The sequence below is a fragment of the Streptomyces sp. NPDC052020 genome, from assembly GCF_040680575.1.
In the GTDB taxonomy this organism is placed as follows: Bacteria; Actinomycetota; Actinomycetes; order Streptomycetales; family Streptomycetaceae; genus Streptomyces.
Map to the genome: position 1 here is coordinate 294,171 of NZ_JBFAWY010000004.1, position 19,537 is coordinate 313,707.

Genomic DNA, 19,537 nt, shown 5'->3' on the forward strand with positions numbered 1-19,537 from the left:
CGCCTCGGGCCTCGTCGTCCTCGCCCGCCGGCCGTGCGCGGCCGGGCGGCCGGGCGGCCGTGCTCAGCCCTCCGCCAGCGCGGCCGCCTCCCGCGCACACCCCCAGGCCACCGTCACACCCGCGCCGCCATGCCCGTAGTTGTGCACCACCACCCGCCCGTCCGGCCGCACCTCGCGCTCCAGGCGCACGGCGTGCCGCGCCGGCCGCAGACCCACCCGGTGCGCCAGGACCCGCGCCCCGGCGATCTCGGGCCGCAGCGCCGCGCACCGCCGTACGATCGCCTCGGCCGTCGCCGGATCCGGCTCCGCCGACCAGGCGTCCTCCTCCGCCGTGCCGCCCAGCACCAGCCCGCCGGGCTGCGGGAAGAAGTACGCCATCCCTCCCGACGGGCCGGTGGACACCAGCCAGGTGCGGATGCCGGGGTTCTCCACCACGACCAACTGGCCGCGCACGGGCCGTACGGACGGATCCGGTACGAGCGCACGGGCGCCCAGCCCCGTGCAGTTGACCACGGTCCGGGCCGGGACCTCCGCCAGATGGGACACCGCGCGCTCCTCCACGACCCCGCCCGCCGCCACCAGCCGGCCCCGCAGCCACGCGAGATGAGCGGGCATGTCGAGGAGCGGCAGCCGTGCCCACAGCCCCGCCCCCCGGTACTCCTCGGCGGTCGCCGCCCGCAGACCGGGCAGCCGGGCCGCCGTCCACGCGACGGCCTCGTCCAGCCCGGTCTCGCCCAGCACCCCTTCGGCCATGCGCACGCCGGTCTCCCCGGGACGCGCCGCCAGCTCCTCGTAGACGTCCAGGGAACGCAGCGCCCAGGCCCGGGCGAGCGCCACCGGCTCGATCCGGTACGGCCACCACAGCGCGCCCGCGACCGCGGAGGTGGTCCGCTCCGCGGGCTCCCGCGTCCACACCCGCACCCGCCGGCCCCGTTCGGCGAGGACGAGGGCCGTCGTCAGCCCGATCACCCCGCCGCCGACCACGACGACCTCGTCACCCTGTCCGGTCTCCACGCGGGGACGGTAGCGGAACACCCGGCCGTACGCGGCGGCGCGGGCGCCGGAAAACGTGCCGGCCGCCTCCCCGGCCGCCCGCCTTCGTGGCCGCCCGCCGGAAACCGGGCCGGGGCGGCGGGGGAGCGGCCGTTAGGATCGGCGTCTGATGACTGCCACCCTCGTCGCCAAGGACCTCGCCGCCGGCCACGGCGACCGTTCCCTGTTCACCGGCCTGGACCTCGTCGTCGCCCCCGGCGACGTGATCGGGCTGGTCGGCGCCAACGGCGCCGGCAAGTCCACGCTGCTGCGGATGCTCGCCGGGCTGGCCGCGCCGGAACAGGGCGAGGTCCGGCTGTCCCCGCCGGCCGCGACCGTCGGTCACCTGCCCCAGGAGCCGGAGCGGCGCCCGGGCGAGACGGTCCGGGCCTTCCTGGCCCGCCGCACGGGCGTCGCCGACGCCCAGCGCGCGATGGACCAGGCCACCCAGGCACTGGTCGACGGCGCCCCCGGTGCCGACGACGCCTACGCCACCAGCCTGGAGCGCTGGCTCGCGCTCGGCGGCGCCGACCTGGACGAGCGCGCCGAGGAAGTGGCGGGCACCCTGGGCCTGGCGGTCGGCCTGGAGCAGCCGATGACCTCGCTCTCCGGCGGCCAGGCCGCCCGGGCCGGCCTGGCCTCCCTCCTGCTCTCCCGCTACGACGTCTTCCTCCTCGACGAGCCGACCAACGACCTGGACCTGGACGGTCTGGAGCGCCTGGAACGCTTCGTGTCCGGCCTGCGCGCCGGGACGGTCGTCGTCAGCCACGACCGGGAATTCCTGGCCCGCACCGTCACCAAGGTCCTCGAACTCGACCTCGCGCAGGGGCGGATCAACCTCTACGGCGGCGGCTACGAGGGCTACCTGGAGGAGCGGGAGACCGCCCGGCGGCACGCCCGTGAGGACTACGAGGAGTACGCGGACCGGAGGGCGGCCCTGGAGGAGCGGGCGCGGACCCAGCGCGCCTGGATGGACAAGGGCGTGAAGAACGCCCGGCGCAAGGCGGGCGACAACGACAAGACCGGCCGCAAGTTCCGCAGCGAGGCCAGCGAGAAACAGGCCGCCAAGGCCCGCCAGACCCAGCGGCTCATCGAACGCCTGGAGGCCGTCGAGGAGCCCCGCAAGGAGTGGGAGCTGCGGATGGAGATCGCGGCGGCCCCGCGCTCGGGAGCGGTCGTCGCCGCCCTCCGGGACGCCGAGGTGCGGCGCGGCAGCTTCACGCTCGGCCCGGTGTCCCTCCAGATCGACTGGGCGGACCGGGTGGCGGTCACCGGGGCCAACGGCGCGGGCAAGTCCACCCTGCTCGGCGCCCTCCTGGGCCGGGTCCCCCTGGACGCCGGGCACGCCTCGCTCGGCTCGGGCGTCCTCCTGGGCGAGGTGGACCAGGCCCGTGCGCTGTTCCACGGGCCCGAGTCGCTGCTGGACGCCTTCCGCGCCGCGGTGCCGGACACCGAACCGGTCGAGGTCCGCACGCTGCTGGCCAAGTTCGGCCTCAAGACGGACCACGTCCTGCGCCCCGCCGCCAGCCTCTCCCCGGGCGAACGCACCCGCGCCGCCCTCGCCCTGCTCCAGGGCCGGGGCGTCAACCTGCTGGTGCTGGACGAGCCGACCAACCACCTCGACCTTCCCGCGATCGAGCAGCTCGAGTCGGCCCTGGACGCCTACGAGGGCACCCTGCTGCTGGTCACCCACGACCGGCGGATGCTGGACGCGGTGCGCGTGACCCGCCGCCTGGAGGTGGCCGACGGCAAGGTGACGGAACGCTGAGGGGCCTGCGCGGGCGCCGGACCACAGCGGGCGTCCGCGGACGCCGGACCGCACCGCGCGATCCGGCGCTCGCGGGCCCGTCCGTCAGCCCGCGAAGTGGCGGCGCACCCGCGCATGCGCGTCCGGAGGAGCCCCGATCGCGTCCAGGCCCAGCAGGGCCGCTCCCAGGACCGGCCGCTGAGTCACCACCCGGGGCGTCGCCTTCGGCGCCCGGTCCCTCAGCAGCCGGGCCACGCGGTCGTTGAGCTGCGGGTGGCGGGCCGCCAGGACGCTGCCGCCCAGCAGGACCGGCACCTCGTCGTCCAGGAGGTCCAGCCGGCGCAGCGCCACCGTCGACATCGCCACCACCTCGTCGGCCATCCGGTCGACCAGGGCGCGGGCCACCGGATCGCCCTCCGCCGCCGTGGCGAAGAGGACCGGGGTCAGTTCGTGGCGCCGGTCCATCGGGATCCGGCCCAGATGCAACGCCTCGATCAGGGCGTACATGGAGTCCAGGCCGAAGTGGGCGGGGAGTGCCCGCATCAGGGCCGTCGCCTCGCCGCGGCCGTCCTCCGCCCGTGCCGCGTACCACAGGGCCTCCTCGGCCAGCCCCCCGCCGCCGCCCCAGTCGCCGGAGATCTTCCCGATCGCGGGGAAGCGGGCGGTGCGGCCGTCCGGCAGCATGCCGGCGCAGTTGACCCCCGCGCCGCACACCACGGCGACGCCGCGCGGTTCGGCGTCCTCCAGCAGACCCGCCCGCAGCACCGCGAAGGTGTCGTTGCGGACGTCGACGGCCGGGGCCCACCCGCGGGCGCGCAGCGCCGCCGCCAGCTCCCGCTCCTCCACCGGCAGGTCGGCGTTGGCCAGGCACGCCGACACCTGGCCGGCCGCGCCGACGCCCGCCTCGGCGAACGCGCGGCCGACGGCGTCCGCCAGGACGTCCACCGCGGCCTCGACGCCCACCCTGGGCGGCTGGAACCCGCCGCCGCGGGCCGTGCCGACGACCCGGCCGCCGGCCGTCACCACCGCGACGTCGGTCTTGCTGTTCCCCGCGTCGATGGCGAGGACCGTCATGCCCACGCCAGATGCTCCCGGTTGTGCGCGATCAGCTGGTCCGTGAGCCGCTCGGCGTACTCGAACTGGCCCACCAGCGGATGGGCGAGCAGCGCCCGGAAGACGCGGTCGCGCCCGCCGCGCAGGGCGGCCTGGAGGGCCAGGTCCTCGTAGGCCGTGACGTTCGCGATCAGGCCCGCGTACAGCGGGTCGAGGCGCGGCACCGGCAGCGGGCGCGCGCCCTCGCCGTCCACGGCCGCCTGCACCTCGATCACCGCGTCGTCGGGGAGGAAGGGCAGCGTGCCGTTGTTGTACGTGTTCACCACCTGGTGCGGCGAGCCCCCCGCGCCGAGCAGCGAGGCGGCCAGGTCGACGGCCGCCTCGCTGTAGAAGGCACCGCCCCGCTTCGCCAGCAGCTCCGGCTTCTCGTCGAGCGAGGGGTCGCCGTACATCGTCAGCAGTTCCCGTTCCATCTCCGCGACCTGGGCGGCCCGGGACGGCTTGGTGCGCAGCTCCCGCACGACCTCGTCGTGCTGGTAGTAGTAGCGCAGGTAGTACGAGGGGACGACGCCGAGCCGGTCGACGATCGCGCGCGGCATGCGCAGGTCCTCGGCGATCGCGTCGCCGTGCTCGCCGATCAGGCGCGGCAGCACGTCCGCGCCGTCCGGGCCGCCCAGGCGTACGCCCAGCTCCCAGGTGAGGTGGTTGAGGCCGACGTGGTCGAGGTGCACCCGCGCCGGGTCCACCCCGAGCAGCTTCGCGAACTTGCGCTGGAATCCGATGGCGACGTTGCACAGGCCGACCGCCTTGTGCCCGGCCTGGAGCAGGGCGCGCGTCACGATGCCCACCGGGTTGGTGAAGTCGATGATCCAGGCGTCCGGATTGGCGCGGCGCACCCGCTCGGCGATGTCGAGGACGACGGGCACGGTGCGCAGGGCCTTGGCGAGACCGCCGGCGCCGGTGGTCTCCTGGCCGACGCAGCCGCAGTCCAGGGGCCAGGTCTCGTCCTGGGCGCGGGCGGCCTGCCCGCCGACGCGCAGTTGCAGCAGCACCGCGTCCGCGTCGGCGACCCCCGCGTCCACATCGCTCGTGGTGCGGACGGTGCCCGGGTGGCCCTGCTTGGCGAAGATGCGCCGGGCCAGACCGCCCACCAGCTCCAGCCGGTCGGCGGCCGGGTCGACGAGGACGAGCTCCTCGATGGGCAGGGAGTCCCTCAACCGGGCGAATCCGTCGACGAGTTCGGGTGTGTAGGTCGATCCTCCGCCGACCACAGCGAGCTTCATAGCAGTTCTCAGCCCTTTACTCCGGTGAGGGTGACGCCTTCGACGAAGGCTTTCTGTGCGAAGAAGAAGACGATGCAGACCGGCGCCATCACCAGGAGCGTCGCGGCCATCGTCAGGTTCCAGTTGACGCTGTGCGCGGACTTGAAGGATTCCAGACCGTAGCTCAGCGTCCAGGAAGCCGGGTTCTGGGCCGCGTAGATCTGCGGCCCGAAGTAGTCGTTCCAGCAGTAGAAGAACTGGAACAGCGCGATGGCGGCGATGCCCGGCTTGGCCATCGGCACCACGATCCGCAGCAGGGTGCGCAGTTCACCGCAGCCGTCGACCTTCGCCGACTCGATGTACTCCTTCGGGATCGTCAGCAGGAACTGGCGGAGCAGGAAGATCGAGTACGCGTCGCCGAACGCCATCGGGATGATCAGCGGCCACAGCGTCCCGGACAGATGGAACTGCTGGGCCCACACCAGGTACATCGGGATCACGATGACCTGGGGCGGCAGCATCATCGTCGAGATGACGAGGATCATCGCCGTACGGCGGCCGCGGAAGCGGAACTTGGCGAGCGCGTAGGCGACGGGGATCGCCGAGCAGACCGTGAACAGCGTGCCCAGACCGGCGTAGATCAGGGAGTTCTTCCACCAGTCCAGGAAGCCGTCCGTGCGGAAGACGGTGGTGTAGTTCTCCCAGTGCCACGCGTCCGGCCACAGCTCGCCGCTCATGGCCTGGTCGTCGCTCATCACGGACGTCAGGAAGACGAACACGAACGGCAGGACGAACAGCAGCGCCACCGCGATGGCGATGCTGTGCACGGCGATCCAGTTCAGGACCCGCTTGCGGCGGGCGCGCTTCCCGGCCGGGCCGCTCTCGTGCGCGCGCTCGGCGACGGCGGCGGGGGCCGGGATCGGTGTCGTAGAGGTCATGTCGGTCAGTCCTCCGCCGCGAGCAGGCCCGAGCGCTTGCGCATGAGCAGCATGGTCACGGCCATGGCGATGGCGAACAGGACGAGCGAGAGGACGCACGCCGCGCCGGTGTTGAAGTTCTGGAAGCCCATCGAGTAGACGAGCTGGGGGACCGTGAGGGTCGAGTGGTCGGGGTAGCCGGGCTGGATGACCGTGCCGGGGCCGATGGAGACACCGGAGGCGATCTTCCCGGCGACCAGGGCCTGGGTGTAGTACTGCATGGTCTGCACGACACCGGTGACGACGGCGAACATCACGATCGGCGTGATGGACGGCCAGGTCACGTACCGGAACCGGGCCCAGGCGCCGGCGCCGTCGAGCTCCGCGGCCTCGTACTGCTCCTTGGGCACGTCGAGGAGCGCGGCCATGAAGATGACCATGAGGTCGCCGATGCCCCACAGCGAGAGCATCACCAGGGACGGCTTCGCCCAGGAAGGGTCGTTGAACCAGTTGGGGCCGGTGACGCCGATGTGGGAGAGGACCTCGTTCACCGGCCCGGTGGCCGGGTTCAGCAGGAAGACGAAGGCGACCGTCGCGGCCACCGGTGGCGCCAGGTACGGCAGGTAGAAGGCGGTGCGGAAGAAACCCACACCCGTCTTGATCTTGGTGACGAGCAGTCCGAGCGACAGTCCGAAGACGACGCGCAGGGCCACCATCACCACGACCAGCCACAGGGTGTTCCCCAGGGCGGGCCCGAACAGCGGCATGTCCTGGAACACGTACTTCCAGTTCCGCAGCCCCACGAAGGCGGGCGCCTTGATCTGGTTGTAGTGCATGAAGGAGAAGTAGACCGTGGCGATCAGCGGGTAGGCGAAGAAGACGCTGAACCCGATCAGCCAGGGGGAGAGGAAGCCCAGCGTGCGCAGTCTGCGGCGCGCGGGGCGGGAAAGGGTGAGTGCCATGCGCGCTCCTCAGTTCTGCGACTGCAGGGTGTCGGCGTCGATGAGTTCGTCCAGGCGTCGCAGGCCCTTCCTCAGGTCCGGGACCTCACCCGCCTCCTGGCCGTACGCGAAGTCCTGCAACTGCACGATGTACATGCCGCCGTTGGTGGAGGGCGGCAGTACCTGGCTGTACTTGTTCCGCGCGATGCCGAGGAAGGTGCGGAAGGCCGGATCGGCGTCCAGCTTCGGCGACTTCAGGGCCGCGTACGTGGACGGCACGTTGTGGATGGCGTTGGCGAAGGCGACGACCTGATCGGTGTCCGCGGTCAGGAACCGCACCAGTTCCCACGCGGCGTTCTGGTGCTTGCTGCTGTGCGCGATGCCGACGACGGTGCCGGTGAGATAGCCGCGTCCGTACGTCTCGGCCTGGTCGTCGGGGACGGGCAGCGGGGCGACGCCCCAGTCGAAGCCGGCCTCGGCATCCTTCAGCATCAGCCCGCGCCACTCGCCGTCGAGGTGCATCGCCAGTTTGCCGGTCAGGAAGGCGTTCTGGTTCGACATCTCGTCGCCGAACGAGGTGCGGAACCTCTCCAGGGCCTCGTACCCGCCCTGGGCGTCCCTGAGCTTCTGCACGGTCTCGAAGAAGTCGTAGGCGGCCGGTTCCTTCGAAAGCCGCGCGTGCCCGTCCTCGTCGAAGTAGGCCGGGCCCCACTGCGCGAACAGCCGGTCGGGGCTGTTCTGGTAGAGGCGGAAGTTGGGCATGAACCCGACGCGCTCGTAGGAGTTGCCGCTGCGGACGGTGAGCTTCTTCGCGGCGGCGACGAACTCGGACATGGTGCGCGGCGGCCGGGCGATGCCCGCCTCCTCGAAGGCGTCCTTGTTGTAGTACATGCCGAACGCGTCCGCGAGCAGCGGCAGCGCGCACTGGTTGCCCTGGAAACTCGTGTAGTTCAGCAGGGACTCGGGGAAGACCTTCTTCTTGTCCAGGCCGGTCTTGCGCAGGAACGGGTCGAGATCGACCCACATCCCGGAGTCGCAGTACTGGCCGACGTTGTTGGTGGTGAAGGAGGAGACGACGTCGGGTGCCTCGTCACCGCCGGCGCGCAGCGCCTGGTTGGTGGTGGCGTCGGTGACGTTCCCGGTGGCCCGCACCTCGATGTTCGGGTGGAGCTTTTCGAAGCGGGCGATCGAGTCGTTGATCGCCTTCACCTCACCGGGCGCCGACCAGCCGTGCCAGAACTTCAGCGTGACCGGCTTGGCCGGGTCGTCGTCGGCGCTGCCGGTGCTCGGGTTGGCGCAGCCTGCGAGCAGCAGTCCGGCCGCGGCGAGCGCCACGGGCGCGCGCAGGGGTATACGCCATCGCGGCATGACGAACGTCCTTTACGTGTACGGGGATCGGAGGGGAGCGAGGGAGAGGGAGGTTCCCGGGCGTCAGGCGCTGCTCGTGTCGAACACGGTGTCGCGGGCCTGGGTGAGGGCGGTGCGCAGCGCGCCGGTGAGGATGGGGTCGCCCTCCAGGTCGCTGATGCGCAGCAGCGGCCGGGGCAGGGCGAGCCCGGTCAGTTCCTCCTCGACCCGGGCGCGCAGGGCGTCACCGCCGGCCTGGGCGACCTGCCCGGACAGGACGACGAGCTCGGGGTCGACGACGGCGACCACGGCGGCGAGCCCGGTGGCCAGGCGCCGGGCCACCTCGTCGAGCACGGTGGCGTCGGCCAGCGCCTCGGCCAGGTCCTCGGTGCCGCCGGCCAGCCGCCGGACCGCCGACGCGGCGACCAGGCTCTGGAAGCCGCCTCCCGCGTCCTCCCGGGCGATGACGTCGGCGCCCCCGCGGGCCAGCGGAGCGCCGGGCAGCGGCATGTAGCCGATCTCGCCGGCGCCGCCGGTGGCGCCGCGCAGCAGCGTGCCGCCGAGCACGATGGCGGCGCCGACGCCCTCGTCGACATAGGCGAGGACGAAGTCGTCGTGGTCCTGGGCGACGCCCTGGTACTGCTCGGCGACCGCGGCGAGGTTGACGTCGTTCTCGATGGAGACGGGGGTGCCGAGCACCTCCGCCAGCTCGGTGCGCAGGGCGCGCGAATGCCATCCCGGCAGGTGCGGGGCGTACCGCAGCCGGCCGGTGCGCGGGTCGATGGCACCCGGGGTGCCGATGACGGTGGCGGTCAGTTCGTCCTGGCCGAGCCCGGCCTGCCGCAGGGCGCCGCCGGTGGCTTCGGCGACGAGCTGGGCGGTGCGGTGGCGCACGTCCTGGGCGACGGCGTCGGCCTCGATGCGGCAGCGGCCGCGCTCGGCGCCGGTGATGTCGGCGACGACGGCGGTGATGCCGGTCGGGTCGGCGGAGAGGGCGGCGACGTGGGCGGCCTCGGGGCGGATCTCGTACAGCACCGCGTTGGGGCCGGGGCGGCCGGTCTGGCTGCCGGTGCTCCGCACCAGTCCGGCCGCCTCCAGACGGCCCAGGATCTGCGAGGTCGTCGGCTTGGACAGGCCGGTCAGCTCGCCGATGCGGGTGCGGGTGAGCGGTCCGTGCGCGACGAGCAGGTCGAGCGCGGAGCGGTCGTTCATGGCGCGCAGCACGCTCGGCGTGCCGGGGGAACCCGCCGTACCGGCCATGGACCTGCCTCCTCGTACACCGGCGCGCCGCCACCGTCCGTGCGGGGGGGCGCCGTCACATCATTGTGACTGTTAGGAAGGTTTCCTATCAGTGCGAGGAACGTAAGGGTCCGGCGAAGGGGGCGTCAAGGGGGAACGTCTTCCTGGCAACCAACTCGTTACCTGCGCCTGCCCGGGACCCCATGGCGATCAGGTGGGAGCGGGCCGCGGAGGAGGGGTGGCCCCGTCGGTCGCCTGCGCGCGGCACGCCGGAGCGGGCGGCGCCCGGCCGGCCACTGCCCGGCGGATGCGGCCGGTCAGGCACGGTGAACTGGACGCGCCGCGATTGCCTCGGCGCGTGCTACGGAGCGCGGCCCCGGCCCGGGCGCGGGGACACCGGCCGCGTCCTCAGGACGCCTGTCTCACGGGCGAGTACGGCAGCGGCACGCACGACGGGCCGCCATCGGAGCTCCGGCCCCCACCGGCTCGGCCGGGGGGCCCTGCGCGGACGGGCTGCTCGCGACGGCGGCTCATCGCGGTCGGCGAGTCGGGCGGCAGGCCCGCCCGCCGCCCGGCGCCGCGGGCGCGTCCCTACGCCGGCGGGCAGGGCCGGCCCGGCGGGCAAGGCGCGACAGGCAGGAGACCCGCGGGGCGAGCGACCGTTCGCGGCGAGGGCACCCGCCGGACGGGCGCCCCTGGCACGGCGGCGTGACCGGCCTCGGCGAGCCTGTCCCCGCCTTCCCGGGCCGGTACGCCAAACCAGAGAGCCTAGGCCAGTCCGGCCCGCCGCAGCGCGTCGGCCATCGCGCTGTTGGCCGCCGCCTGGCCCTGCCGGGGCTGGTTCCCCGAACGCCCCTGGCCCTGGCCGCCCTGGCGCTGCTGCCGTTGCCGCTGCTGCGGGGGCCGCCCGCCGCGCTCGCGCTGCTGCCCCTGCCGCCCCTGCGCGGCCGCCTCGTCGTCCAGCCGCAGCGTCAGCGAGATCCGCTTGCGCGGGATGTCGACGTCGAGGACTTTCACCTTGACGATGTCCCCGGGCTTCACCACGTCCCGCGGATCCTTCACGAACGTCTTGGACATCGCCGACACATGGACCAGGCCGTCCTGGTGCACGCCGACGTCCACGAACGCCCCGAAGGCCGCCACGTTGGTCACGACGCCCTCCAGGACCATCCCGGCGGACAGGTCGGAGATCTTCTCCACGCCTTCCTTGAACGTGGCCGTCCGGAACGCGGGCCGCGGGTCGCGCCCCGGCTTCTCCAGCTCCTTGAGGATGTCGGTGACGGTCGGCAGGCCGAACGTCTCGTCCACGTAGTCCTGCGGGCGCAGCGACCGCAGCACGCCCGTGTTGCCGATGAGGGAGGCGACCTCCTGCCCGGTGGTCTTCACCATGCGCCGCACCACCGGGTACGCCTCCGGGTGCACGCTGGAGGCGTCCAGCGGGTCGTCTCCGCCGCGGATGCGCAGGAAGCCCGCGCACTGCTCGAACGCCTTCGGGCCCAGCCGGGGCACCTTCTTGAGCTGCGAGCGGGAACGGAAGGGCCCGTTGGCGTCCCGGTGCGCCACGATGTTCTCCGCGAGGCCCGCGCTGATGCCGGAAACCCGCGCCAGCAGCGGGGCGGAGGCGGTGTTGACGTCGACACCCACGCCGTTCACACAGTCCTCGACCACCGCGTCCAGCGACCGCGACAGCTTCACCTCGGACAGGTCGTGCTGGTACTGACCGACCCCGATCGACTTCGGGTCGATCTTCACCAGCTCCGCCAGCGGGTCCTGAAGCCGGCGCGCGATGGACACCGCGCCGCGCAGCGACACGTCCAGCTCCGGCAGCTCCTGCGAGGCGAAGGCGGAGGCCGAGTAGACGGAGGCGCCCGCCTCGGACACCATCACCTTGGTCAGCTTCAGCTCCGGGTGCCTGGCGATGAGGTCGGCGGCGAGCTTGTCCGTCTCGCGGGAGGCGGTGCCGTTGCCGATCGCGACCAGTTCGACCGCGTGCTCCTTCGCCAGTCGCGCCAGCTTCGCGATCGCCTCGTCCCACTTGTTGGCCGGGACGTGCGGGTGGATGACGTCCGTCGCCACCACCTTGCCGGTCGCGTCGACCACGGCGACCTTGACACCCGTGCGGAAGCCGGGGTCGAGGCCGATCGTCGCGCGGGTGCCGGCCGGGGCGGCGAGCAGCAGGTCGCGCAGATTGGCCGCGAACACCTTCACGGCCTCGTCCTCGGCGGCGGTGCGCAGCCGCAGCCGGATATCGATGCCGAGGTGGACCAGGACGCGGGTGCGCCAGGCCCAGCGGACGGTGTCGGCCAGCCACTTGTCGGCGGGGCGCCCGCGGTCGGCGATCCCGAACCGGCCGGCGATGATCGCCTCGTACGACGAGCGGCCCGCAGGGGCCTCGGCCGGGTCCTCGGGTTCCAGGACGAGGTCGAGCACCTCCTCCTTCTCGCCGCGCAGCATGGCCAGGATCCGGTGCGAGGGCAGCTCGGTGAACGGCTCGGCGAAGTCGAAGTAGTCGGCGAACTTGGCGCCCGTCTCCTCCTTGCCCTCCCGCACCTTGGCCGCCAGCCGCCCGCGCGCCCACATCCGCTCGCGCAGCTCGCCGATGAGGTCGGCGTCCTCGGAAAAGCGCTCGGTGAGGATCGCCCGGGCCCCGTCCAGGGCCGCCTGCGGATCCGCCACGCCCTTGTCCGCGTCGACGAACCCGGCGGCCGCGGCCAGGGGCTCCACCGACGGATCGGCGAGCAGCCCCTCGGCCAGCGGCTCCAGGCCCGCCTCACGCGCGATCTGCGCCTTCGTACGCCGCTTCGGCTTGTAGGGCAGGTAGACGTCCTCCAGGCGCGCCTTGGTCTCGGCGCCCCGGATCGCGGCCTCCAGCTCCCCGGTGAGCTTGCCCTGCTCGCGCACCGACTCCAGGATCGCCGTCCGGCGGTCCTCCAGCTCCCGCAGATAGCGCAGCCGCTCCTCGATCGTGCGCAGCTGCGCGTCGTCGAGCGTCTCGGTCGCTTCCTTGCGGTAGCGGGCGATGAAGGGCACCGTCGAACCGCCGTCGAGCAGTTCCACGGCGGCCTTCACCTGCCGCTCCCGTACGCCGAGCTCCTCGGCGATCCTGCCTTCGATGGTCCCTGCCGCGCTGGATCCGCTGGACCCGCTGGACCCGGGTGTCGTCACGATCCCGTACCGCCTTCTCACTGAGGTTGCGCGGCAATTGTGGCAGGCGGCGCCGACAACGGGGGATCAGGGCGGCACCCGGCGGGTCCCGGTCCCTCACATCAGGCCCGGCGGCTGCGGGTCGTGGACGACGCTCCGCCGAAGAGCCGGGCCAGGGCCCGGAAGGGCAGCGTCACGACGGTGGCGATGGCGCCGCCGATCTGGCGCAGCACGTCTGCGATGGCTCGGAACACGGGAACCTCCCTGTCGTCTCCCGGCCGCTCCGGCCGGGGAGGGTCCGGGTACCGCGTCCTCGGCCGCGCATGCCTCCCGTCCCGCACCCGGGCCCGTGCGCCGTGTCAGCCCTTGCCGAACAGATCCGCCGGGAAGGCGCCGGCGCCGGCCACCGTGCGCGCGAACCCGGCCGCGAGCTCGGTCAGGCGCGCGACACCCTCGGCGCCCAGGTGCGCGTAGGGAGCGGCGCCCAGCCGGTCCGTCTCCCGCTCGATCTCCTCGCGCAGCGCCACGCCCCGCTCGGTCAGCTCCCCCGCGACGTCGAGCAGGCCGCGCTCCCGCAGCCGGGCCACCGCCGCGTCCCAGTCCTTTGGCGTCCAGCCCCGGGTGGAGAACACCCATGTCGGGGCCATGCCCCTGCCGGTCGCGGTGTGGGTCACCACGGCCTCCAGGCCGTCCAGCTCCGCGGCCATCAGCACGGCGAGATGCCCGTCGCCCCGGTGCTCGCGCAGCAGGGTCGCGGCGTGCCACAGCGCGAGGTGCGGCTCGTCGGGGACGGGGAGGTCGGCATGGGCGGAGTACAGCGGGCGGGCGGCGCGCGCGCACCCCTCGGCGGCCCGCAGCGCCAGCCGCGCCGCCTCCGCCATCTCCGGGGAGCGCGTGGTCTCTTCGCCCAGCAGCCGGCGCAGGGTGGCGTCGACGGCGCGCAGACGGGCCGCCAGCACCTGTTCCGGAGCGGCGCTGCGCCACACCGCGGGCACATGGCGGGCCACGAGCTCGTGCTTGTAGTTGTAGAACGCCGCCGTCACCGCGCCGGCCCCGACCGGGCCGAGCGCCGCCGCGCGCACCGCGAGGTTGACGGCCCGGGGGTGGGTGATCCCGACCGCGCCCAGCTCGCGTTCCAGGTCGGGCGAGAAATAGTGGGTCGCGTGCAGGGCGTTGAGCGCGTTGTTGCAGCGGCGGCCGGCGTGCGGCTCCAGGGCGGCAGTCGTCATGCCGGGCACGTTACCAACCGCTTGGTACGTTCTCCAGGCCGGACGGGACCCGGGCAGGACCTGGCAAGAAGAGGCGAACCGCGCGTCATGGCGGCCATCCCCGCCCCGGCCGGGGAACCGACGCCATGACGCGGCGCGCCGAGGCGGGACCGCCCCGGAAAGCTCCCGAGCACATCGTCGCCCGGCTCCGGGCGCGCGGCCGGTTCATCCTGACGCGGGCGTACTCCAGGTGAAGCGCGGCTGCCTGCGCTCCAGGAACGCGGCGACGCCCTCCGCGGTGTCGCCGCTCGCGTCCGCCTGCCCGGCCCAGTACGCGTCGCGGTCCGTGCGGCCGTTCGCGAACTCCTTCGCCGCGGCCTGCGTCAGCTGGGAGCGGGACACCAGGATCCGCGTGAACTTGGCGACCCGCTTGCCGAGCTCCCCCTCGGGCACCACCTCGTCCACCAGCCCCGTCCGCAGGGCCCGCTGCGCGTCGATCAACTCGGCCGAGAACAGCAGGTACTTGGCGGTGGCCGGACCCACCAGCGCCACCAGCCGCCGGGTGGCCGACGCCGAGTAGACCACGCCCAGCTTCGCCGGCGTCACCCCGAACAGCGCGCCCTCCTCCGCGAACCGCAGATCGCAGGCGGCCGCCAGTTGTGCCCCGCCGCCCACGCAGTGCCCCCGCACCGCCGCCAGCGTCGGCTTGGGGAACGCCGCCAGCGCCTCCTCCGCGGCCACCGCCAGCCCCTGGGCCTCCTGGGCGGAGCCCCGGAGGGTGGCGATGTCGGCCCCGGCGCAGAACGTCCCGTCCGCCCCGGTCAGCACCAGTGCCCGCACCGCCGGGTCCGCCGCCAGCTCGTCGAGGAGCGGTGGCAGCGCCCGCCACATCGCGGCCGTCATGGCGTTGCGCTTGGCCGGGTGGCGGATGACGACGGTGGCGACCGATCCGGTGACGCTGTGCAGCAGCTGCGGCTCCATGCGGCGGATGGTATCGACCGCGCCCGGCGCCCTCGACCCGCTGCCGGGCGTCTCCTGGTGCGCGAACCCACCAGGAGGCGGGCGGGATCTGCGGGGCCGCCCGCACGGCCGGCGGCGGCCAGGCGATCCGGCCCGGCCTGCCGCTCAAGCGCGGCCGGCCGCCTCGGAGTCTTTCGTCTGGATCATCCCGGCTCACGGGGCCGGTTCCGGCCCGGTCCGGACGAAGGACCCCGGGGCCGGTCACCAGCCGGCGGACGGACCCGTCAGCTCGCGGATCGCGGGACGGGCCGCGTCCAGCACGGTCATGAACCACGCCGAGAAGGTGTCCTTGGCATGCCGCTCGGCCAGCTCGGCCGGGGTCACCCAGGCCGTCGCCGCCACCTCCTCCGCGTCCGGCGCGGGCGGGGCCTGCACCAGCCCGACGAAGAGGTGGTTGTACTCCTGCTCCACCAGCCCGGAGGCCGGGTCCGGATGGTTGTAGCGCACCGTGCCGGCCTCGGCGAGCAGCGACGGGGAGAGGCCGAGCTCCTCGTGCGTCCGCCGGGCCGCCGCCGCGAAGGGCGCCTCACCGGGGTAGGGGTGGCCGCAGCAGGTGTTGGACCACACGCCGGGGGAGTGGTACTTGCCGAGCGCCCGCTGCTGGAGGAGCAGCCGCCCCCGCTCGTCGAAGAGGAACACGGAGAACGCGCGGTGCAGCTGCCCCGGCGGCTGATGCGCGGTGAGCTTCTCCGCGGTGCCGATCGTCACGCCCTTCTCGTCGACCAGTTCCAGCAAAATCGCGTCCGCGGTGCCGTTCGGCGCGTCGTGCGCCGCGCCGGCAGGTGTGATCGGCATACCCATCCTTCGTATCGGTCCTCGCGCCCCAGTCTGCCGTACGAATCCGGCACTCCCGGCGCTTCCCGGCACGTCCGCATGTCCCGCGCGCGGCGGCGCGGGACATGCGGACGGCCCGGACGGACGCCGTGGGGCCCGATGAGTGATCGTGCCCGGGGCCGCGCGAGGGGAATCCCCGGGGCCGGGGCCCACGGGCGGGCGGCAGGGGCGCGGGCGGGCCGGCGCGCCGCTCGTCCACGGCGGCGCCCCGCGTGCCTCAGTGGCACAGCCGCGCCTCGTGCTCCGCGTGTCCGCCGGGCTCCAGCTGGAAGGTGCAGTGCTCCACGTCGAAGTGGTCGCCCAGGCAGCCCTGGAGCTCGTGGAGCATCTTCTCGTGGCCGATCCCGGTGAGCGCCTCGGAGCTGACCACCACATGCGCGGAGAGCACCGGCATGCCCGAGGTGATCGTCCAGGCGTGCAGATCGTGCACGTCCTCCACGCCGTCGAGCGCCAGGATGTGCGCCCTCACCTCCGCCATGTCGACGCCCTTGGGGGCCGCCTCCAGCAGCACGTCCAGGGTCTCGCGCAGCAGCCGCCAGGTGCGCGGCACGATCATCAGGCCGATGACCAGCGAGGCGATCGGGTCGGCGGCCTGCCAGCCGGTGGCCAGGATCACCAGCGCCGAGACGATCACCGCGACCGAGCCCAGCGCGTCCGCCGCCACCTCCAGGAACGCCCCGCGCACGTTCAGGCTCTCCCGCTGCCCGCGCATCAGCAGCACCAGCGAGACCGTGTTGGCCACCAGGCCCACCGCGCCGAAGACGACGGTCAGGCCGCCCTCGGTCCCGGCCGGTGTGATGAACCGCTCGACCGCCTCGAACAGTACGTATCCGCCGACCCCGAGCAGCAGCAGGCAGTTGGCCAGGGCGGCGAGGATCTCCGCGCGGGCGTAGCCGAAGGTGCGCCGCTCGCTGGGCGGACGGGCCGCGAAGCGGATGGCGAGCAGTGCCATCCCGAGCCCCAGGGCGTCCGTCGCCATGTGCGCCGCGTCGGCGACGAGCGCGAGCGAGTCGGCGAGCACCCCGCCGACGATCTCGACGACCATGACGGTGAGCGTGATCGACAGTGCCACGCGCAGCCTGCCGCGGTACGCGGCGGTCGCCGTACCACCGGCGGGCGCGCCGTGGGCGTGCCCGTGATCGTGCCCTGCCCCCATGGAAAACCGCCTCTCCCAGGTCCGTCGGGATCACAGTGAACTACGGGCGGGGGGTATCCGGCAACGCGGCACTGAACACCGTTGTCATTGGCTCTGACCAGCGCAAACGTTCTCCAGGTCAGAGCGTTGCGGCGCTCGGGGGCAGCGCCGCGGCCCCCTTCGCGAGCCCGCTGTCCGTACCCGCGGTACCCGGCGCGACGCCCCGCCCGTCGCCGCCGGAGCGAAGCTCCCGGGCCCGATGTTTAGGTATGAGAACCGCTATATCCTCTATATCCGTTCTGGAGGAGCGGTTTGTGGGCCGGGCCCCGGATCCCCGATGATGACCGCGGCAAAGGTGTGTGCACGCCGCGTTGGCCGACCGAGAAACGGGCGGTGAACGCGGCGTTCTGGTCATCCGATAACCTCTGCCGACATGCCCGCCCGGGTGCGCAGACCCGGGCGCCCCCATCGTGCACATGCCCGGCGCGCAGTCGTCGGCACCCAGGGAGTGAGTTCGGTTGTCGACCGCCATCCTCACCGGTCAGCCGGTCCCCGGTTCGTCGATCGAGGGGGATCTGCGGTCGCTCGGTTTCGAGGTGCGCACCGCCGCCGACGCCGCCGAGACCGAAGCCCTGCTGGCCCGCGTGCCGGGCGGGGAACGGGTCGCCGTGGTCGACGCCCGGTTCGTGGGCCACCCGCACGCGCTGCGCCTCGGCCTCACCGACCCCCGCTTCCCGCTGGCCGCCATCCCCGGCGCCGTGACCGCCCAGCCGGCCGGCCGCCAGGCCCTGACCCGCGCGATGGCCCGCGAGAACACCGCGGACTGCGGCACCTGCCCCGACTTCGCGACGAGGTTCCGGCAGGCCGGTGCCGCCACCGCCGTCGGCAGCCTCCCCGACCGCATCGCCGCCGCCCTCGACGCCGACGGCGCCGACGTGCACCGGCCCGAGCTCGGCACCCTCGTCGCCGTCGTCCCCGACGACCCGCGGGCCCGCGGCGAGGCCCGGCAGGCCGTGGCCGCCGTCGACGACGAGGCCGTCCGCCTGAAGTCGGCGGTGAAGGCCCGCGACGGCTTCTTCACCACCTTCTTCATCAGCCCCTACTCCCGCTACCTCGCCCGCTGGTGCGCCCGGCGCGGCCTGACCCCCAACCAGGTCACGACCGCCTCCCTGCTCACCGCGCTGATCGCGGCGGGCTGCGCGGCCACCGGCACCCGCGGCGGATTCGCCGCCGCCGGCCTGCTGCTGATCCTCTCCTTCGTACTGGACTGCACCGACGGCCAGCTCGCCCGCTACTCCCTGCGGTACTCCACCCTCGGCGCCTGGCTCGACGCCACCTTCGACCGCGCCAAGGAGTACGCCTACTACGCCGGCCTCGCCCTGGGCGCCGCCCGCGGCGGCGACGACGTGTGGATCCTCGCCCTCGGCGCGATGGTCCTGCAGACCTGCCGCCACGTCGTGGACTTCTCCTTCAACGAGGCCAACCACGACGCCACCGCCAACACCAGCCCCACCGCCGCCCTGTCCGACAAGCTCGACAGCGTCGGCTGGACGGTCTGGCTGCGCCGGATGATCGTTCTGCCGATCGGCGAACGCTGGGCCATGATCGCCGTCCTCACGGCGGTCACCACCCCCCGCATCACCTTCTACGCCCTGCTCATCGGCTGCGCCTTCGCGGCGACGTACACCACGGCCGGCCGTGTGCTGCGCTCGCTGACCCGCAAGGCCCGCAGAACCGACCGGGCGGCCGGGGCGCTGGCCGACCTCGCCGACTCCGGGCCGCTCGCCCGGGGCTTCGCGGCGGCCGTCAGGCACCCCGCCCGCCGCCTGCCCGCCCTCGCACCCCCCGCCGTCGCCCTGCTCGGCGGCCTCGCGGTCACCGCCACCGCGGCCCTGTCCGGCTTCGGCAGCCCCTGGCCGGCCGTCGCCGCCCTCGGTTACGCCGTCACCTCGGGCCTCGCCGTCGCCCGCCCGCTCAAGGGCTCCCTCGACTGGCTCGTCCCCCCGTTCCTGCGCGCCGCCGAGTACGGCACCGTCCTGCTGCTGGCCACGAAGGCGGAGGCGGGCTCGGCGGTGAACGGTGTGCTCCCGGCGGCGTTCGGCCTGGTGGCGGCGGTCGCCTACCATCACTACGACACGGTCTACCGCATCCGCGGCGACGCGGGTGCGCCCCCGCACTGGCTGGTGCGGGCGATCGGAGGCCACGAGGGCCGCACGCTGCTGGCCGCCGTGCTGGCCGTCCTGCTCACCGCCTCGCAGTTCAAGGTCGCGCTCACGGTCCTCGCCGTGGCCGTCGCCCTCGTGGTGCTCGTGGAGAGCATCCGCTTCTGGGTGGCCGCCCACAAGGGCGGCGCACCCGCCGTACACGACGAAGGAGAACCCGCATGATCGGCCTCGTGCTGGCGGCCGGTGCCGGACGGCGCCTGCGCCCCTACACCGACACCCTGCCCAAGGCGCTGGTGCCGGTGGGGCCCGAGGGCGCCGAGGACAGCCTGACCGTGCTCGACCTGACGCTCGGCAACTTCGCGGAGGTCGGGCTGACCGAGGCCGCGATCATCGTCGGTTACCGCAAGGAGGCCGTGTACGCGCGCAAGGAGGCGCTGGAGGCGAAGTACGGCCTGAAGCTCACCTTGATCGACAACGACAAGGCCGAGGAGTG

16 protein-coding genes are annotated in these 19,537 nt (G+C 73.6%); 3 read left to right on the top strand and 13 right to left on the bottom strand.

All coding sequences use genetic code 11. From position 1 onward, the window contains the following. Positions 1-63 precede the first annotated feature (63 nt). Entirely contained in the window at positions 64-1,014 is a 951-nt protein-coding gene (locus tag AB0L74_RS05970) for an FAD-dependent oxidoreductase (protein WP_365645999.1), read from the bottom strand. A gap of 148 nt (positions 1,015-1,162) precedes the next feature. Here AB0L74_RS05970 and AB0L74_RS05975 point away from each other — a divergent pair, with 148 nt between their 5' ends. Next, on the top strand, positions 1,163-2,800 hold the full coding sequence (locus AB0L74_RS05975; RefSeq protein ID WP_365646001.1) for an ABC-F family ATP-binding cassette domain-containing protein: 1,638 nt from the start codon (positions 1,163-1,165) through the stop codon (positions 2,798-2,800). Positions 2,801-2,884: 84 nt separating this feature from the next. Here AB0L74_RS05975 and AB0L74_RS05980 read toward each other — a convergent pair whose 3' ends face one another. The 12 genes from AB0L74_RS05980 to AB0L74_RS06035 all read right to left on the bottom strand — a co-directional run bounded on the left by AB0L74_RS05980 (position 2,885) and on the right by AB0L74_RS06035 (position 16,900). Next, entirely contained in the window at positions 2,885-3,853 is a 969-nt protein-coding gene (locus AB0L74_RS05980; protein ID WP_365646068.1) for a BadF/BadG/BcrA/BcrD ATPase family protein, read from the bottom strand. Then, positions 3,850-5,115 carry a 6-phospho-beta-glucosidase gene (locus AB0L74_RS05985; RefSeq protein WP_365646003.1) on the bottom strand — a complete coding sequence of 422 codons (1,266 nt, stop codon included), beginning with the start codon at positions 5,113-5,115 and terminating at the stop codon, positions 3,850-3,852. The genes AB0L74_RS05980 and AB0L74_RS05985 overlap by 4 nt, the downstream gene beginning before the upstream one ends. Before the next feature lie 8 nt (positions 5,116-5,123). Next, a complete protein-coding gene (locus tag AB0L74_RS05990; protein ID WP_365646005.1) occupies positions 5,124-6,032 on the bottom strand; it encodes a carbohydrate ABC transporter permease in 909 nt (302 codons plus the stop codon). A gap of 5 nt (positions 6,033-6,037) precedes the next feature. Continuing rightward, positions 6,038-6,973, bottom strand: coding sequence for a sugar ABC transporter permease (locus AB0L74_RS05995; RefSeq protein WP_365646007.1), 936 nt, complete (start codon positions 6,971-6,973; stop codon positions 6,038-6,040). Positions 6,974-6,982: 9 nt separating this feature from the next. Then, positions 6,983-8,320 carry an ABC transporter substrate-binding protein gene (locus AB0L74_RS06000; RefSeq protein ID WP_365646009.1) on the bottom strand — a complete coding sequence of 446 codons (1,338 nt, stop codon included), beginning with the start codon at positions 8,318-8,320 and terminating at the stop codon, positions 6,983-6,985. Between the two features lie 63 nt (positions 8,321-8,383). Beyond that, entirely contained in the window at positions 8,384-9,559 is a 1,176-nt protein-coding gene (locus tag AB0L74_RS06005) for an ROK family transcriptional regulator (protein WP_365646011.1), read from the bottom strand. A gap of 747 nt (positions 9,560-10,306) precedes the next feature. Then, positions 10,307-12,703 (bottom strand): Tex family protein, encoded by a 2,397-nt coding sequence (locus AB0L74_RS06010; RefSeq protein ID WP_365646013.1) that lies wholly within the window; start codon positions 12,701-12,703, stop codon positions 10,307-10,309. A gap of 101 nt (positions 12,704-12,804) precedes the next feature. Beyond that, positions 12,805-12,936 carry an LPFR motif small protein gene (locus AB0L74_RS06015; protein WP_258958054.1) on the bottom strand — a complete coding sequence of 44 codons (132 nt, stop codon included), beginning with the start codon at positions 12,934-12,936 and terminating at the stop codon, positions 12,805-12,807. Positions 12,937-13,041: 105 nt separating this feature from the next. Further along, entirely contained in the window at positions 13,042-13,911 is an 870-nt protein-coding gene (locus AB0L74_RS06020; protein WP_365646016.1) for a hypothetical protein, read from the bottom strand. Between the two features lie 204 nt (positions 13,912-14,115). Beyond that, positions 14,116-14,871, bottom strand: a complete 756-nt coding sequence (locus tag AB0L74_RS06025) for an enoyl-CoA hydratase/isomerase family protein (protein WP_365646018.1) — start codon at positions 14,869-14,871, stop codon at positions 14,116-14,118. Between the two features lie 240 nt (positions 14,872-15,111). Continuing rightward, the gene (gene idi, locus AB0L74_RS06030; RefSeq protein WP_365646020.1) at positions 15,112-15,705 is read right to left on the bottom strand and encodes an isopentenyl-diphosphate Delta-isomerase; all 594 of its coding nucleotides are present in this window, start codon (positions 15,703-15,705) and stop codon (positions 15,112-15,114) included. Between the two features lie 256 nt (positions 15,706-15,961). Next, positions 15,962-16,900, bottom strand: a complete 939-nt coding sequence (locus tag AB0L74_RS06035) for a cation diffusion facilitator family transporter (RefSeq protein ID WP_365646022.1) — start codon at positions 16,898-16,900, stop codon at positions 15,962-15,964. 497 nt (positions 16,901-17,397) lie between these two features. Here AB0L74_RS06035 and AB0L74_RS06040 point away from each other — a divergent pair, with 497 nt between their 5' ends. Both AB0L74_RS06040 and AB0L74_RS06045 read left to right on the top strand, forming a co-directional pair. Continuing rightward, the gene (locus AB0L74_RS06040; protein ID WP_365646024.1) at positions 17,398-19,266 is read left to right on the top strand and encodes a DUF5941 domain-containing protein; all 1,869 of its coding nucleotides are present in this window, start codon (positions 17,398-17,400) and stop codon (positions 19,264-19,266) included. Further along, positions 19,263-19,537 (top strand): sugar phosphate nucleotidyltransferase (locus AB0L74_RS06045; protein ID WP_365646026.1); only part of this gene is annotated, 275 nt, incomplete at its 3' end. The genes AB0L74_RS06040 and AB0L74_RS06045, both read left to right, overlap by 4 nt.